13 protein-coding genes are annotated in these 17,286 nt (G+C 54.9%); 4 read left to right on the forward strand and 9 right to left on the reverse strand.

What is annotated here, in order from left to right; genetic code table 11:
- Both ileS and ribF read right to left on the reverse strand, forming a co-directional pair.
- A complete protein-coding gene (gene ileS / locus ACRDCA_RS19835) occupies nt 1–2,817 on the reverse strand; it encodes an isoleucine--tRNA ligase (RefSeq protein WP_438691085.1) in 2,817 nt (938 codons plus the stop codon).
- Nucleotides 2,818–2,847: 30 nt separating this feature from the next.
- A complete protein-coding gene (gene ribF, locus ACRDCA_RS19840; protein WP_438691086.1) occupies nt 2,848–3,786 on the reverse strand; it encodes a bifunctional riboflavin kinase/FAD synthetase in 939 nt (312 codons plus the stop codon).
- Between the two features lie 435 nt (nt 3,787–4,221).
- On the opposite strand from ribF, the gene rpsT reads away from it, so the two are divergent.
- Nucleotides 4,222–4,485, forward strand: coding sequence for a 30S ribosomal protein S20 (gene rpsT, locus ACRDCA_RS19845; protein ID WP_024483576.1), 264 nt, complete (start codon nt 4,222–4,224; stop codon nt 4,483–4,485).
- A 66-nt stretch (nt 4,486–4,551) separates the two neighbouring features.
- Here the strand turns inward: rpsT and nhaR are convergent, their stop codons facing one another.
- The 4 genes from nhaR to dnaK all read right to left on the reverse strand — a co-directional run bounded on the left by nhaR (nt 4,552) and on the right by dnaK (nt 10,438).
- Nucleotides 4,552–5,451 carry a transcriptional activator NhaR gene (nhaR, locus tag ACRDCA_RS19850; protein WP_021179255.1) on the reverse strand — a complete coding sequence of 300 codons (900 nt, stop codon included), beginning with the start codon at nt 5,449–5,451 and terminating at the stop codon, nt 4,552–4,554.
- 178 nt (nt 5,452–5,629) lie between these two features.
- Nucleotides 5,630–6,796: a Na+/H+ antiporter NhaA gene (nhaA, locus tag ACRDCA_RS19855; RefSeq protein WP_438691087.1), complete on the reverse strand. Its 1,167-nt coding sequence runs from the start codon at nt 6,794–6,796 to the stop codon at nt 5,630–5,632.
- Between the two features lie 489 nt (nt 6,797–7,285).
- Nucleotides 7,286–8,416 carry a molecular chaperone DnaJ gene (gene dnaJ, locus ACRDCA_RS19860; RefSeq protein ID WP_438691088.1) on the reverse strand — a complete coding sequence of 377 codons (1,131 nt, stop codon included), beginning with the start codon at nt 8,414–8,416 and terminating at the stop codon, nt 7,286–7,288.
- A gap of 105 nt (nt 8,417–8,521) precedes the next feature.
- A complete protein-coding gene (dnaK, locus tag ACRDCA_RS19865) occupies nt 8,522–10,438 on the reverse strand; it encodes a molecular chaperone DnaK (RefSeq protein WP_438691089.1) in 1,917 nt (638 codons plus the stop codon).
- A 324-nt stretch (nt 10,439–10,762) separates the two neighbouring features.
- On the opposite strand from dnaK, the gene satP reads away from it, so the two are divergent.
- A complete protein-coding gene (gene satP, locus ACRDCA_RS19870) occupies nt 10,763–11,362 on the forward strand; it encodes an acetate uptake transporter (protein WP_438691090.1) in 600 nt (199 codons plus the stop codon).
- A 72-nt stretch (nt 11,363–11,434) separates the two neighbouring features.
- On the opposite strand, the gene ACRDCA_RS19875 is transcribed toward satP, so the two are convergent.
- From ACRDCA_RS19875 to tal, 3 genes are all read right to left on the reverse strand, one after another.
- Entirely contained in the window at nt 11,435–12,727 is a 1,293-nt protein-coding gene (locus ACRDCA_RS19875; RefSeq protein WP_438691091.1) for an MFS transporter, read from the reverse strand.
- 128 nt (nt 12,728–12,855) lie between these two features.
- Entirely contained in the window at nt 12,856–13,443 is a 588-nt protein-coding gene (mog, locus tag ACRDCA_RS19880; protein ID WP_438691092.1) for a molybdopterin adenylyltransferase, read from the reverse strand.
- A gap of 136 nt (nt 13,444–13,579) precedes the next feature.
- Nucleotides 13,580–14,533, reverse strand: a complete 954-nt coding sequence (gene tal, locus ACRDCA_RS19885; protein WP_025120438.1) for a transaldolase — start codon at nt 14,531–14,533, stop codon at nt 13,580–13,582.
- 381 nt (nt 14,534–14,914) lie between these two features.
- Here tal and ACRDCA_RS19890 point away from each other — a divergent pair, with 381 nt between their 5' ends.
- Together ACRDCA_RS19890 and yaaA are read left to right on the forward strand one after the other, a co-directional pair.
- Entirely contained in the window at nt 14,915–16,348 is a 1,434-nt protein-coding gene (locus tag ACRDCA_RS19890) for an alanine/glycine:cation symporter family protein (protein WP_438691093.1), read from the forward strand.
- Nucleotides 16,349–16,449: 101 nt separating this feature from the next.
- On the forward strand, nt 16,450–17,223 hold the full coding sequence (yaaA, locus tag ACRDCA_RS19895) for a peroxide stress protein YaaA (protein WP_438691094.1): 774 nt from the start codon (nt 16,450–16,452) through the stop codon (nt 17,221–17,223).
- Nucleotides 17,224–17,286: the final 63 nt, after the last annotated feature.

The following is a 17,286-nucleotide window of genomic DNA, read 5'->3' on the forward strand; positions in this document are numbered from 1 at the left end:
TCAGGCAAAGTTACGTTTTTCGCCGTCACCGGCTACGTTGGTCACACAGCGGCCGCAGAGTTCTGCGTGCTCCGCCACCTGGCCGACATCGGTGGTGTAATGCCAGCAGCGCGGGCACTTCTCACCATCCGCTTTGCTGAACGCAATTTTCAGCCCTTTCAACAGTTCGCTTGGCTGTGCATCTGCCGGAGCATCCGCAAGCGGCGCAACGCTGGCCGACGAGGTCAGCAACACAAAGCGCAGCTCATCTTGCAGGCTGTTCAAACGTGCTGCCAGATCGCTATCGGCGTACAGCGTAACCGCCGCCTCCAACGAGCCGCCAATGTGCTTGTCTGCACGTGCCTGCTCCAGCACCTTGTTCACTTCGCCACGCACTTTCAGCAGATCGGCCCAGAACGCATCGTTCATGCCTTCGCCGTCCGCCAGCCCGAACAGGCCGTCGTACCATTCTTCGGTAAACACGTACTGCGCACGCTTGCCTGGCAGGAAGGCCCAGATCTCATCGGCGGTAAACGACATGATCGGTGCCATCCAGCGCACCAGCGCTTCTGCAATGTGGAACAGGGCGGTCTGGCAGCTGCGGCGGGCAACGCTGTCGCTTTTCGCGGTGTACTGACGGTCTTTAATGATGTCCAGATAGAAGGAACCCATTTCCACCGAGCAGAACTGCATCAGGCGCTGTACCACTTCGTGGAAATCGTAGTTGGCATACGCCTGCTCGATATCCTGCTGCGCAGCCATTGCACGGCCCACGGCCCAGCGATCCAGGACGACCATTTCTTCCGGTGCCACGCAGTCGGTGCTTGGGTCAAACCCGTTCAGGTTGGCCAGCAGGAAACGCGCGGTGTTACGGATGCGGCGATAAGAATCGGCAGCACGCTTGAGGATCTCGTCGGAAACCGCAATCTCGCCGGTGTAGTCGGTAGAAGCCACCCACAGACGCAGAATGTCGCCACCCAGCTTGTTCATCACGTCCTGTGGACTGATGGTGTTGCCGATCGATTTGGACATTTTGCGGCCCTGACCATCGACGGTAAAGCCGTGGGTCAGCACTTCTTTGTAAGGCGCTTTGCCCTTCATGGCGGTTGAGATCATCAGCGATGACATGAACCAGCCACGGTGTTGGTCGGAGCCTTCCAGATACATGTCGGCAGAGTGGCCGTTGAATTCTGGACGCACGTCAACCACTGAAGAATGGGTTGAACCCGAGTCGAACCAGACGTCCAGCGTGTCTGGCACTTTCACGTAATCGGCCGCATCGGCACCGAGGATATCGGCGGCATCCAGATCCCACCAGGCCTGGATCCCGTCTTGCTCAACACGTTTGGCCACTTCTTCCATCAGCTCTACGCTGCGTGGGTGAAGCTGCTCGGTCTCTTTGTGCACGAACAGGGACATTGGCACGCCCCAGGTACGCTGACGTGAGATACACCAGTCCGGGCGGTTAGCAACCATGGTTTCGATACGCGCCTGGCCCCAATCCGGGATCCACTGCACGCCTTTGATCTCTTCCAGCGACTGCTTACGCAGGCCTTTCTGATCCATGCTGATAAACCACTGCGGCGTGGCACGGAAGATGATCGGCGTTTTGTGGCGCCAGCAGCACGGGTAGCTGTGTTGCAGTTTTTCCACGTGCAGCAGAGCGCCCTTTTCACGCAGCAGCTCAACGATCAGATCGTTGGCCTTGAAGACAAACTTGCCGTCCAGCGTCGGATAGGTGCCGGTCAGGTAGCAACCGTTCGGGCCAACCGGGTTGGCAACTTCCAGGCCGTATTTCTGGCCGATCACGAAGTCATCCGGGCCGTGGCCAGGTGCGGTATGAACGGCACCGGTACCGGCGTCCAGCGTAACGTGGTCGCCCAGGATTGCTGGCACGTCAAAGCCCATGAACGGATGGGTAAAGCGCATCAGTTCCAGATCGCTGCCTTTGCAGTCGCCCAACACGGCCCAGGAAGTAATGCCTGCGCGCTTCATCACGCTTTCCACCAGATCCGCAGCCAGGATCACGCATTGGCCGTCAATCTGCACCAGTTGGTAAGCGAATTCTGCATTCAGCGAGATCGCACGGTTAGCCGGTAACGTCCACGGCGTGGTCGTCCAGATCACCAGAGAGATCGGACCATTAACGTTGTGTACGCCGAACTTACTGGCCACCGCCGCGGCATCAACCGCGTGGAACGCGACGTCGATGGACGGCGAGGTTTTGTCGTAATATTCAACTTCCGCTTCCGCCAGGGAAGAGCCGCAGTCCGTACACCAGTGCACCGGCTTGGCGCCTTTGAGCAGATGACCATTGCTGATGATCTTGCCCAATGCACGGATGATATTGGCTTCGGTTTTAAAATTCATGGTCAGGTAAGGACGATCCCAGTCGCCCAACACACCCAGACGGATAAAGTCTTTCTTTTGGCCTTCAACCTGCTCGGCGGCATATTCACGACACTTCTGGCGGAATTCCGCCGGCGTCAGTTTCTCACCCGGTTTGCCATACAGTTGCTCAACCTTCAGTTCGATAGGCAGACCGTGACAGTCCCAGCCTGGAACGTAAGGCGAATCAAAGCCAGCCATCCCTTTTGACTTGATAATAATGTCTTTGAGGATCTTGTTTACCGAGTGACCAATGTGAATGCTGCCATTCGCATACGGAGGGCCGTCATGCAGAATGAAGGATTTCTTGCCCTTTTTGGCGGCACGAATGATCCCGTACAGATCCTGTTCATACCAACGTGCGAGCATGCCAGGTTCACGCTTGGCGAGATCGCCACGCATCGGGAACCCTGTTTCCGGCAAGTTCAGGGTATTCTTGTAGTCACTCATTAGATTCTCGATCTCGTTTCGGTTCGTAGATTAAACCGGTGTCTGTAGCCCGAAGAACGTCCGGGCCGTCACCACATCATTGGCGATTTGCTGCTTTAGCGCATCGAGCGAAGCAAAACGCTGTTCATTGCGCAATTTTGCGCGCAGCACCACATCCAGGTGGCGCCCGTAAAGATCCATAGTTACGTCCAGCAAATGCACTTCCAGCTGTTGACGTATGCCTGCCACCGTCGGGCGGGTGCCGATATTGGCCACGCCCGGCAGAGGCTCGGGGCCCAGGCCATAAACATCGACCGCATAGACCCCTTTTACCGGGGCAACCAGGCGTTTGAGCGGCAGGTTGGCGGTTGGGAAACCGATGGTTCGCCCCAGTTCATCGCCATGCACCACGCGCCCGGAAATACTGTAAGGATGCCCCAGCAGGGTTTCTGCCAGCGGCAAATCGTCATCACGCAGCGCATTGCGGATGGCAGTACTACTGATGCGCAGCTCGCCTTCGCGAAAGCTTGGCGTGCTGACCACCTCAAAGCCGAACTCTTGCCCGGCTCGCTGTAACAGCGGGAAGTCCCCCTGGCGACCAGCACCAAAACGGAAATCATCCCCCACCATCAGGAATTTCACCCCCAGTTTTTCGACCAGCAGCTCGGCAACGAATGCCTGGGCGGTGTGGGCGGCAAAACGGGGATCAAACTTGACGCACAACAGGTAGTCTACCCCGGCCTGCGCCAGGTATTTGGCCTTGTCACGCAAACGCGTGAGGCGGGCCGGGGCCTTATCCGCGGCAAACAGTTCCAGCGGCTGTGGCTCAAAGATCATGACGATCACCGGTAGCCCCAGGCGCCGTCCTTCCTGCTTCAACTGCCCCAACAGCGCCTTATGACCGCGATGGACGCCGTCAAAGTTGCCGATGGTAAGCACGCAGCCACGGTGGCGTGCCCGGATATTATGGATGCCGCGAATTAGCTGCATAGCTGGCCCAACACAGTGGAAATCGGCGGATTATACCTTGTACAGCGGTTAAGGTTAACCCGCGATTGGTTCCTTTGATGTAATAGTCATACCATACCGGAGGATAATCGCCTTAACCACCGTTTATCTGGCCCAATGCGTGGTATATTGGCCGACTGATATCAAGCTTACCCTCGGGAAGAAGCTTGAAAGACGGGGGATAACCCACCACGACCAACAGCTTGCAGACTGTGATGTAAATCACATGGCGATTTTTCTCGCGAAACACTGTATTCCCATGGCTGAAGCTGGTAAAATCCTGCGCCATCACAACGTAGCAAGTGCCGCCCGTACAAACGGCGCTTATTTGCACAAATCCATTGACAAACGAAGGCTAAAAGGGCATATTCCTCGGCCTTTGAATTGTCCTCAATATATATATTTGGGAGTTGGACCTTGGCTAATATCAAATCAGCTAAGAAACGCGCCATACAGTCTGAGAAACGTCGCAAGCATAACGCTAGCCGTCGCTCAATGGTGCGTACCTTCATTAAGAAGGTTGACGCAGCTATCGCAGCTGGCGACAAAGACGCAGCACAAAACGCATTCCTCGTAATGCAACCACTTGTGGATCGCCAGGCTGCTAAAGGCCTGATCCACAAAAACAAAGCTGCGCGCCATAAGTCGAACCTGACTGCGCGTATCAACGCAATGCAATAAGCATTACGTTGTGTGCTTGTTAAAAAAACCGGCCTCGGCCGGTTTTTTTACGCCTGAAGTTCAAACCTACAGCGCAAACAGCGCCGAGAAGTCCTTGTTACATACCCGCTGTACCGCCGGATGCTGGATCATTCTCTCGGCAAAAATGATGTAATACTCTTCCTGCACGCTGTCGACCCGGCCGATTTCCACCACGTCATCATCGCTATAGGTATCCAGCGCATACAGCGTGGGCGCCACGAAGATCGCATTATGGTACAGACCAAAAGCCTTCATCAGAGCCGCATCGTCAAACTCCCCCAGGATCTCGACCTTGATACCCTGAGTGTTGAACCAGTTGAGCAGCTTGCGTCCCAACATTGAACGCCTTCCCGGGATCAGCAAACGGCGCTGCTCCAAACAGGCGGGGAACGGCAAATCGGGTATCGGCTGACGACAGAAGAAACTGACCCCACACTCGCCCAGCTTCAGTGAAAACAGCCCTTCCTGCTGGCTGGAGTCGACCGGGCAGTCCGACAGGATCATATCCAGCTTATGCTGGCTCAGTTGCTCCAGCAGCATCTCGTGGGTCGATTCAAAGCAGCGCAGGTGAATTTGTTCGTTATCCACCACCACCGCCGTTTCCAATACCTGGCTGACCAGACGTTTGGATAGCGCATCCGCAACGCCAACGTCAAACAGCAGGTTGGACTCCTTGCGGTAGTTGACGATATCCAGCATTTCCTGGCTGAGCATAAACATCTTGTCGGCATAGCGGAACACCAGTTGGCCCAGTTCGGAAGGCACCAGTCCGCGCCCCTGGCGTTTGAACAACTTGCCGTTGAGACGCTCTTCCAACGCCTTGATTTGGCCGGTGATGGTCTGCGGCGTGAGGAACAGGGCTTCTGCCGCACCGACGACCGACCCCTCCTTGCAGACCTGCCAGAAGTAATACAGATGGTTAAAGTTGATATGAGACATTCTCAAAACGTTCTCTCCTTAGGTTTCTCATCGGCAAACGGTCTGCCGTGATGAGCGACAAACTCCCTATCTTTAATTTCAGACAACGCATAGTCATCTTATCCCAACTACAGCGCGGCAGATAAAGCCGCGCTGTCACTACGATTATAATACCCCTTCATCAACAAGGGATTAACCATACGGGTTATCGGCTGCGAGGTAACGTTAAACGCAGCAGGCCATAACCCACTACCGCAGCACTGGTCGATCCCAATAGTATGCCTAATTTGGCATAGGTACTGAGAGCCACATCCGCATCGGCGAAGGCCAGTGAGGCAATAAAGATCGACATGGTGAAGCCAATACCACACAGCACGGCCACGGCAAACACCTGCTTAAAGCCGATATCCTGCGGTAGCCGGGCAATCCCTAGCTTCACCGCCAGCCAACAGAAGACGAAAATCCCCAGCGGCTTACCGATAAACAATCCGGCGGCAATCCCCAGCGGCAGCAGTGAAGTCAGCCCGCTCAGAGATACCCCTTGTAATGACACACCGGCGTTGGCAAAGGCAAACAGTGGCAGGATCAGGAAGGCGACCCAAGGGTGCAGCTCATGCTCCAGAGTTTCGGAGGGTGAAGGTTCACTCTTGGCGTTCAGCGGGATCATAAAGCCGACAATCACCCCCGCCAACGTGGCGTGAACACCTGACTTGAGGATCGCCACCCACAGCACCAATCCGACCATCATATACAGCGAGGTTTTACCCACACCCCGCCAGTTCATCCATGCCAACACCGCGATCGCGGCCGCCGCAACGCCCAGCGCCGCCAGCGAGACCTGATGGGTATAGAACAGCGCGATAATGATGATGACCCCGAGGTCATCAATAATCGCCAAGGCCAGCAGGAACACTTTCAGGCTGGTCGGCACGCGGTTACCCAGCAAGGCCATCACGCCCAAGGCAAAGGCAATATCCGTGGCCGCCGGGATCGCCCAGCCCTGGCGTGTCACTTCATCGGCCCCGTTGAACAGCAGATAGATCAGCGCCGGTGCCAACATGCCGCCTAACGCGGCAATCGCCGGGAAGATGGCCTTGTCACGCCCGGCCAACGAGCCTTGCAACAGTTCGCGCTTGACCTCCAACCCGACCACCAGGAAGAAGATGGCCATCAGCCCGTCATTAATCCACAGCAGCAGCGGTTTGGCGATCTCCAGCGAGGCGATGCTGACCACCACCGGCAAGTTGAGAAAGGCCTGATACAGCCCCTGTGCGGGGGTATTAGCCATGATCAGAGCCACCACGGCGGCAGCGATCAGAATGATGCCACCAGCGGCTTCCTGACGCAGAAATTGACGAATAATTGTAGTCACAGTACGTCACTCCAGAAAAATAACCAGACGGGATACGCCAAATGCTGATCGGTGCAGCAACGAAATACCTAGCTAGCATGCCGTGGTGCCCCTCACCCTAACCCTCTCCCACCGGGAGAGGGGACCGAATGTGCCACAGATTATCTCCTGCATCTGACCGCGACTCCGGATTAGCCCCCTCTCCCCCATGCAAGTATTCATGACACTCACAGCCAGTACTATGGGAGAGGGCTGGGGTGAGGGGAAACGGTATACCTTAACTGACCAACATTAGGCGTGATACGCCCTGGCATCCAAACAAGACCACGAGTATAAGCGAGGAATAACATCGAAAAAATCAGTTTATAAATGCAAAATAACTCGTAAAAACCGATCAATCCGAGTTATATATCACATTTTTTGTAGGGGTATAGATTGATGACTTTGCAACAAAGAAAAACCCCGGCTTTGGCAAGCCGGGGTTGATAATTGACGCGCTGAGAACGTCGATTAACGAGTCAGATCGTCAAAAAACTTTTTCACACCGTCGAAGAAGCTTTTCGAACGCGGGCTGTTCTTATCACCAGAAGGGCCACCCAGGCTCTCTTCCAGCTCTTTGAGCAGCTGTTTCTGCTTCTCGTTCAGGCTTACCGGCGTTTCTACCACCACGCGGCACAGCAGGTCACCCTGGCTGCCACCCCGTACCGATTTCACCCCTTTGCCACGCATGCGGAACAGTTTGCCGGTTTGAGTTTCTGCCGGGACCTTCAGCTTGACGCGGCCATCCAGCGTTGGCACTTCAATCTCGCCACCCAAGGCAGCCATAGCAAAGTTGATCGGCACTTCGCAGTACAGGTTATTGCCTTCACGCTCGAAGATCGGGTGAGCTTTCACCTGAACCTGAACGTACAGATCGCCTGCCGGTGCGCCGTGCTCGCCAGCTTCACCCTCACCCGCCAAGCGGATACGATCGCCGGTATCCACGCCCGCCGGGATTTTCACCGACAGGGTTTTAGACTTCTCTACGCGGCCATGGCCGTGGCATTTATTGCACGGATCCTTGATGATCTGACCACGCCCGTGACAGTGTGGACAAGCCTGCTGCACGGTGAAGAACCCTTGGCGCATCTGCACCTGGCCCTGACCATGACAGGTCGGACAGGTTACCGGCGAACTGCCCGGTTTGGCACCGTTGCCGTGGCAGACATCACACTCTTCCAGCGTTGGAATACGGATCTCTTTGGTCACACCGCGCACGGCTTCTTCGAGCGTCAGATCCATGTTGTAACGCAAATCGGATCCACGGCTGGCACGTTGGCGGCGTCCGCCACCAAAGATATCGCCAAACACGTCGCCGAAGATGTCGCTGAAGTCGGCACCGCCGCCACCAAAGCCACCACCACCGCCCATACCACCTTGTTCAAACGCGGCATGGCCGTATTGATCGTAGGCAGCACGTTTTTGATCGTCGGTCAGGATCTCGTAGGCTTCCTTGACCTCTTTAAACTGGCTTTCGGCGTCTTTTTCCTGATTACGATCGGGATGGTACTTCATCGCCAGGCGCTTATACGCCTTTTTGATTTCGCGCTCGTCCGCCGTTTTGGCTACGCCGAGCACCTCGTAATAATCTCTCTTCGCCATTATTTCTCTTACCCAAAACATGCGTGCACGGGCGTAGAGTTGCCTCGACGCCCGTGCTGGTTTCCGGTTACGGCCTGTGGCCGCACCCTGCCCGCTTAAGGGCTATTATTTTTTGTCTTTCACTTCTTCGAACTCGGCGTCAACCACGTCGTCATCTTTCTGCGCCGCGTTGTCCGCACCAGCATCAGCACCTGGAGCCTGCTGCGCCTGAGCCTGAGCCATTTCCATCAGCTTGCCGGAAACCTGCACCAGAGCCTGGGTTTTCGCTTCGATTTCGGCTTTGTCTTCGCCTTTCACCGCCGCTTCCAGATCTTTCAGCGCGCTCTCGATAGCCGTTTTGTCTTCGGCAGGCAGTTGCTCGCCTGCTTCTTCCAACTGCTTACGGGTACCGTGGATCAGGTGATCCGCCTGGTTACGAGTCTGCACCAGTTCTTCGAACTTACGGTCAGCTTCAGCGTTCACTTCAGCATCGCGTACCATTTTCTGAATTTCTTCTTCGTTCAGACCAGAAGATGCCTTGATGGTGATCTTCTGCTCACGGCCGGTGTTCTTGTCTTTCGCAGACACGTGCAGAATACCGTCGGCGTCAATATCGAAGGTAACTTCGATCTGCGCCATACCGCGTGGTGCCGGCTGGATGCCGTCCAGGTTGAACTGGCCCAGTGACTTGTTGTCATTGGCACGTTTACGCTCACCCTGCAGCACGTGGATAGTCACCGCTGCCTGGTTGTCTTCGGCAGTAGAGAACACCTGGCTGTGCTTGGTCGGGATAGTGGTGTTTTTGGTGATCAGCGGCGTCATCACGCTGCCCATGGTTTCGATACCCAGTGACAGTGGGGTAACGTCCAGCAGCAATACGTCTTTCACATCACCGGCCAACACACCGCCCTGAACCGCAGCACCTACGGCCACTGCTTCGTCCGGGTTAACGTCTTTACGTGGTTCTTTACCGAAGAAGTCAGCAACTTTCTTCTGAACCATTGGCATACGGGTCTGGCCACCAACCAGGATCACGTCCTGAATGTCAGAAACCGACAGGCCTGCGTCTTTCAGTGCCACTTTCAGCGGCTCGATAGAACGGGCAACCAGATCTTCTACCAGCGACTCGAGTTTTGCACGGGTCACTTTGATGTTCATGTGTTTTGGACCGCTGCCATCTGCAGTGATGTACGGCAGGTTGACGTCGGTCTGCTGAGCAGAGGACAGCTCGATCTTGGCTTTTTCAGCGGCTTCTTTCAGACGCTGCATCGCCAACGGATCGTTGCGCAGATCCATGCCCTGCTCTTTCTTGAACTCTTCCACCAGATAGTTGATCAGGCGGCTATCGAAGTCTTCACCACCCAGGTGGGTATCACCGTTGGTGGCCAGAACTTCGAAGGTTTTTTCACCGTCAACGTCGTCGATCTCAATGATTGAGATATCGAAAGTACCGCCACCCAGGTCATAAACTGCGATGGTGCGGTTGCCCACTTCTTTGTCCAGGCCGTAGGCCAGAGCAGCAGCAGTAGGTTCGTTGATGATACGTTTCACTTCCAGACCAGCGATACGGCCGGCGTCTTTGGTCGCCTGACGCTGAGCATCGTTGAAGTAGGCTGGAACGGTGATAACCGCTTCAGTTACCGGCTCACCCAGGTAATCTTCCGCCGTTTTCTTCATTTTTTTCAGCACTTCCGCAGAGATCTGCGGAGGAGCCATTCTCTGGCCCTTCACTTCCAGCCAGGCGTCACCGTTATCGGCAGCGACGATGTTGTAAGGCATGATGGCTTTGTCACGCTGTGCTTCTTCATCCTGGAAGCGACGGCCAATCAGGCGCTTGATCGCAAACAGGGTGTTTTGTGGGTTGGTAACAGCCTGACGCTTAGCAGGCTGGCCAACCAGAATCTCACCATCCTGGGTATATGCGATGATTGAAGGTGTGGTGCGATCGCCTTCAGCGTTCTCCAACACGCGCGCCTTGCCACCATCCATAATTGCTACACAAGAGTTGGTTGTACCCAGGTCGATACCAATGATTTTGCCCATCTAAACATCTCCACTAATAAATTCATAATCGGTCAGGTTGCTAACTTATATGCGGGCATTTTTTTGCTTTTCAACTGCCCGGCATCTCAGTGTTACCCGCGGTCAGCAACTGCGGTTGCCAATAAGATGGGGCCATCCACACCAGCATCAAGGGGCAGGGCAAAAAAAATTTCGTTTTTATCCGCTGCCAGATCATTGTTTCCTGACGTGGGGATCATTATGATGCCGCGCGCTCTGATGGAAGTTATAGGTTTTTCGGCCATTCAGACCAAATATTAAATTACCTATCCATTTTCGTTACAATTCTGTTATCGCAGAGGACATATGCACTCCAACAAGTTGGCAAATCCCGGCCCCCTGGGCCTGATGGGCTTCGGGATGACTACCGTCTTGCTGAACCTGCACAACGCGGGCTTTTTCCCACTGACTTCCGTCATCATCAGTATGGGGATTTTCTTCGGTGGTATGGCTCAGATTTTTGCCGGTATTCTTGAGTTCAAGAAAGGCAACACCTTCGGCTTGACCGCCTTCACCTCTTACGGTTGCTTCTGGCTGAGCCTGGTAGGCATCCTGCTGCTGCCACGTATGGGCCTGGCAGAACCGACCGACGCAAACGTCCTCGGCATCTATCTGGCACTGTGGGGCGTCTTCACCCTGTTCATGTTCTTCGGCACGTTGCGCACCAACCGCGGGTTGCAGTTCGTGTTTGCCAGCCTGACATTGCTGTTCGCCCTGTTGGCGGTCGGCAACATCACCGGTAACCACGCGATCCTGACGTTCGCCGGTTACGAAGGCATTATCTGTGGTGCCAGCGCCATCTATCTGGCCATGGCAGAAGTGATCAACGAGCAGTTGGGCCGCACCGTGCTGCCAATTGGTCCGGTGGAAGTGCAGCAGGCAACACCTGTAGCCGTCACTGCCTGATATCTGTTCCAGTGTGATATAAAAAAGCCCTGCGGTGTTTAATCGCAGGGCTTTTTATTGGCCGAAAATCGCTTAATTCAACACTGGCTTTTCACTGTTCAAATCATTGCGCAGGTAGATCCCCAGCAGCAGGCCGATCGCCGATAACGCCAACACATAGTAAGCGGGCGCTAACGGGGTTAACTTCATGATCAGCGTGACGAATATCGGGGTTAGACCACCAAAAATCGCGTATGCCACGTTATATGAGAATGAAATCCCGGTAAATCGCACTTCCGCCGGGAAAGCCCGCACCAGCACGTAAGGTACCGCACCGACAATCCCCACGCTAAAGCCAACCAGCGCATAGGTAGCAAACAGCATTTCGGGATGGGTTCCCACCGATTGATAGAACAGCCAGCTGCACCCCGCCAACAGCAGGCTGCCGACGATAAAGGTTTTACTGGCGCCAAAGCGATCCGCCGCCGAGCCCGAGGTGATACACCCGGCAATCAACATGATGATAGCGATGCTGTTGGCCTGCAGTGACAGCGCCGGGGCTATGTCAAACTGCTTTTGCAGGTAGGTTGGCGTCATCAGGATCACCACCACAATGCCCGCTGACAGCAGCCAGGTCAGCAGCATCGATACCACGATCTCTTTGCGATGATTCATTACCACCGATTTCAACGGCAGCTCTTCAGCCAGCGCCTTACGTGCTTGCAGTTCGATAAAGATGGGAGTTTCCTGCAACCAGCGGCGCAGGTACATGGCAAACAGGCCGAAGATGCCGCCCAGGAAGAACGGAATACGCCAGCCGCCGTCATGGATGGCCTGCTGGCTAAGGGTGGTATTGATGATGGTGGCCACCACAGAGCCAAGCAGGATACCGGCCGTCAGGCCAGCCGTGAGCGTGCCACAGGCGAACCCAATGCGCTTGCGCGGCACATGCTCCGCTACAAACACCCAGGCACCAGGGACTTCACCGCCGATAGCCGCACCTTGCAGTACCCGCATCAATAGCAGCAGTAACGGTGCGGCAATGCCGATATGAGCATAGGTTGGCAACATCCCCATCGCCAGCGTCGGTAACGCCATCAGCAGGATGCTCAGGGTGAACATCTTTTTACGGCCAACCAGGTCCCCGAAGTGCGCCATGATGATGCCGCCCAGTGGCCGAGCCAGATAGCCCGCCGCAAAGATGCCGAAGGTCTGCACCTGGCGCAGCCATTCAGGCATATCCGCCGGGAAGAACAGATCCCCCATCACCGCAGCAAAAAAAACAAAAATGATGAAGTCATAAAACTCCAACGCACCGCCCAGGGCAGCCAACGTCAGAGTTTTATAATCTTGCCGGTTGAGCCGGCGATTATTATCGTGATGCATAAGATACCGTTTGAGGAAACAGGGAAGACACAGAAAGCCTAATGGCTGACTGTAAAAAGTTCCTTACTATAACGGCAAAATACTTTCACACCAGATACGCTGAAGGTTATCCCGCAGATTGCTGAAATTTAGAGATTTATCTCGCGGCGCGCATTCTTGGGACGAAATGCTGCTACCACCGCCTCATGCGTCTCGACATAGGGGCCTTCGAGCAGTTGGATACAATAAGGCACGCTGGCAAAAATACCGTGCACCACCACCTGACCTGCTGCGTCCTTCACCCCTTCCAGCGTTTCTTTAATTGATTTGGGTTGCCCCGGCAGGTTGATGATCAGCGCCTGTTTACGGATCGCCCCAACCTGGCGTGAAAGGATCGCCGTTGGCACATAGTGTAGGCTGATTTGGCGCATTTGCTCGCCAAAACCAGGCATCACCCGATCGGCGATCGCCAGCGTGGCGTCTGGAGTCACGTCGCGTCGGGACGGACCGGTGCCGCCGGTAGTCAACACCAAATGGCAACCCATTTCATCAACCAACTCACACAGAGTATGCTCAATCAGCGTCTGCTCGTCCGGGATCAGGCGGGTTTCCAGAGTGAACGGCGTTGCCAGCGCGTCACCCAGCCACGCTTCCAGCGCCGGGATCCCTTTATCCTGATACACGCCCCCTGAAGCGCGGTCCGAAATAGAAACCAAACCAATGCGTAATGTATCCATGTTGTACCTCTGTCTGATGCCCCGGCTACCCAAGGGAGATTAATCACGGGAGTATAGGGTGTTTGCTTGGCGAGGTGGATATTCAGACATAAAAAAAGGTGGCCGGAGCCACCTTCTATGCTGATTACTGCCGCTATTACAGCAGATCGGCGATCATTTTTTCCAGCTTGCCCTGGTCTACGGCAAACTTGCGGATACCGTCGGTCAGTTTCTCAACCGCCATTGGATCCTGGTTATGCTGCCAGTAGAACTCAGACTCGGTCAGCGGTGCCGGACGCGCTTTCACTTCGCCGGTATAAGACAGTTTACGCTCCAGCGCACCTTCGCTCTCTGCCAGCTCTTTGAGCAGTGCAGGTGCGATGGTCAGGCGATCGCAGCCTGCCAGTTCGATGATTTCACCAACGTTACGGAAGCTGGCGCCCATCACCACGGTTTCATAGCCGTGCTGCTTGTAGTACTGATAAATTTCGGACACGGAAACTACGCCCGGATCTTCGTGCGGGGCGAACTCTTTCTTGTCGCCATTGGCTTTGTACCAGTCAAGAATACGGCCAACAAACGGCGAGATCAGGTACACGCCGGCTTCGGCGCAGGCACGAGCCTGAGCGAAGGAGAACAGCAGCGTCAGGTTGCAGTTGATGCCTTCTTTTTCCAGGCGCTCTGCCGCACGGATGCCCTGCCAGGTAGAGGCCAGTTTGATCAGGATGCGGTCGTTGCTGATACCGGCTTCGTTATACAGCTTGATCAGGCGCTTGGCCTTGGCAACGCTGGCTTCGGTATCGTAAGACAGACGTGCGTCCACTTCGGTGGAAATGCGGCCCGGAACCAGTTTCAGGATCTCCAGACCAATGTTGACGGCCAGCTTGTCTGCGGCATCGGCAACCTGCTGATCGCGGTCGCTGCTCTGCTCGCGCGCCCAGGCAATGGCTTCATCAATCAGTTTACGGTATTCAGGAATTTGTGCTGCGTTGAGGATCAGCGAAGGGTTGGTGGTGGCATCTTGCGGTTGATATAGCTTCATTGCAGCGATATCACCCGTATCCGCAACTACCGTAGTCAGCTGGCGTAGGGACGTTAATTTATCGGTCATGTTGGCATTATCTCATCGTTTGTGCATGAACTTTTGGCATCGTTCAACCATGCCTTGTCCTGATAATAACATGCACGTAGCCCGGCGCAAGGCAGGAAAATCGTACGCTGACGGCGGTTGTTTTTTCCTTGTGCGAGCAACCGGTTACGCACTGATATTTCGAGATTACCGAATCAACGCCACGGCATTAACGCGCTATCACCGCCGTAAATTATGTTAAATTCCCGCCAGTTGTTTTATTCACCGCTAAAATCCAAAGAAAGCTGAAATTCCAGATAATTGGGATGATTTTAGCCAACATCTTGTAGAGAACTAACTCAGTTTCCCCCTAAAAAAGGAAGAAAAATCTGAGGAGCGGTAGATCTTGACAAGGAGAGACCTGTGACGGATCTGATCACCTTTATCAATAATATCCTGTGGGGTTCGGTACTGATCTATTTGCTGTTGGGTACCGGCATCTACTTCACCTTGCGTACCCGCTTTATCCAGATTCGCCATTTCGGCCATATGTTTTCCGTGCTGAAAAACAGTACCAAAAGCGACGGCGCGGGCATTTCATCCTTTCAGGCGCTGTGCACTTCGCTAGCCGCCCGGGTCGGCACCAACAACCTGACCGGCGTGGCGATAGCGCTCACCGCGGGCGGCCCCGGTGCCATCTTCTGGATGTGGGTGGTCGCGTTTATCGGCATGGCGACCTCTTTTATTGAAAGCACCCTGGCACAGCTCTACAAAACCAAAGACGATAACGGCAACTACCGTGGTGGCCCGGCCTACTATATGGAAAAAGGGCTGGGAATGCGCTGGATGGGCGTGATGTTCTCCATTTTCCTGCTGATCGCTTTCGGCCTGGTGTTCAATGCGGTACAGGCCAACTCCATCGCCCTGGCCAGCTCTGTCGCCTTTAATGCCGACCCCATGTACGTCGGAATCGGGGTCGTGGTGCTGAGCGGCTTGGTGATCTTTGGCGGTATCCGTTCCATCGCCCGCGTCGCAGAAAAAATTGTGCCGTTTATGGCCCTGGCCTACCTGCTTCTGGCGCTGTGGATCATCGGCCAGCATATTGAGCAGATGCCAGCCATCCTGGCGTTGATCTTCAAAAGTGCCTTTGGCCTGCAGGAAGCCGTTGCCGGTACCCTGGGTTACGGGATCTCCCAGGCAATGACGCAGGGCATACAACGTGGGCTGTTTTCTAACGAAGGCGGGATGGGATCTGCCCCCAACGCCGCGGCTTCCGCAACCCCTTACCCGCCACATCCTGCCTCACAAGGCTATGTGCAGATGCTGGGCGTATTTGTCGATACCATCGTCATTTGTAGTGCAACGGCGGCAATTATTTTGGCCTCTGGCGTATTGGATAATCCCCCGACCAATATCAGCGGTCTCGATCTGACCCAGCGCGCTATGGCCAGCGCCGTGGGAGCCTGGGGTGCGCCCTTTGTGGCGATTGCCGTTTTCCTGTTTGCCTTTACCTCAATCATTGCCAATTATGCCTATGCCGAGAACAACCTGATCTTCCTCAAACACAACCATCCGACCAAGCTGGCGATTTTCCGCTGCTTTGCCTTGGGCATGGTGATGTTTGGCTCAATGGCAGAATTAACCACGGTGTGGAAAATGGCAGACACCTCGATGGCGCTGATGGCGATCACCAATCTGACCGCTATCTTGTTACTGTCCGACGTGGCCTTCAAACTGGCCAGGGATTACAACCATCAGCGTTCACTCGGCAAGCTGCCTACCTTTGACATTAACCGTTACCCAGAGTTGGGATCCCAGCTCGAGCCGGGTATCTGGGAACCTACCAAGCAGCGTTAATCCTGCAGGGCGTGCGTAAAGTGCGCCCTATCACAGCCATACCTCCTGGTCTTGCCCGCTTTTTGCTACAGTAGCCACATGTTGATAAACAGGATGTGACCATGCTCGTTATTATTTCACCTGCCAAAACCCTGGATTATGAAAGCCCGTTAGCCACCGAGCGCTTTACCCAGCCCGAGTTACTGGATCAGTCGCAAAAGCTGATCAAAATCTGCCGTAAGCTGACCCCGGCACAAATTTCCGGCCTGATGCATATCAGCGATAAGCTGGCGGGCCTGAATGCCGCACGCTTTGGCGAATGGCAGCCCGACTTTACCCCGGACAACGCCCGTCAGGCGCTGCTGGCGTTTAAAGGCGACGTTTATACCGGCTTACAGGCGCAAGACTTCAGCGAAGAGGATTTCGACTTCGCACAACAGCATCTGCGTATGCTTTCTGGCCTGTACGGGGTGCTGCGCCCGCTGGATCTGATGATGCCTTACCGACTGGAAATGGGGATCAAGCTGGAAAACCCGCAGGGCAAAGACCTGTACAGCTTCTGGGGCGATCGGATCACCGAAAAGCTGAATCAGGCTCTGGAGCAACAAGGTGACGATGTGGTGGTGAACCTGGCTTCGGATGAATACTTCAAGTCGGTAAAACCCGCCAAGCTACGTGGTTCACTGATCAAACCGGTATTCCTGGACGAGAAAAACGGCAAGTACAAGGTCATCAGCTTCTACGCCAAGAAAGCGCGTGGGCTGATGAGCCGCTTTATCATCAAGAATCGCTTGAGCCGCAGTGAACAACTGGTGGATTTCAATCTGGAAGGGTATGCCTTCGATGAGGCGGATTCGGCGGGTAATGAACTGGTGTTTAAACGCCCGGAGCAATAATCGCTCGCCCCCTCACCCTAACCCTCTCCCACAGGGAGAGGGGACCGATCGAGTTCGTTGTCG

The sequence above is a fragment of the Serratia sp. (in: enterobacteria) genome (genome assembly GCF_051654945.1).
Lineage (GTDB): Bacteria > Pseudomonadota > Gammaproteobacteria > Enterobacterales > Enterobacteriaceae > Chania.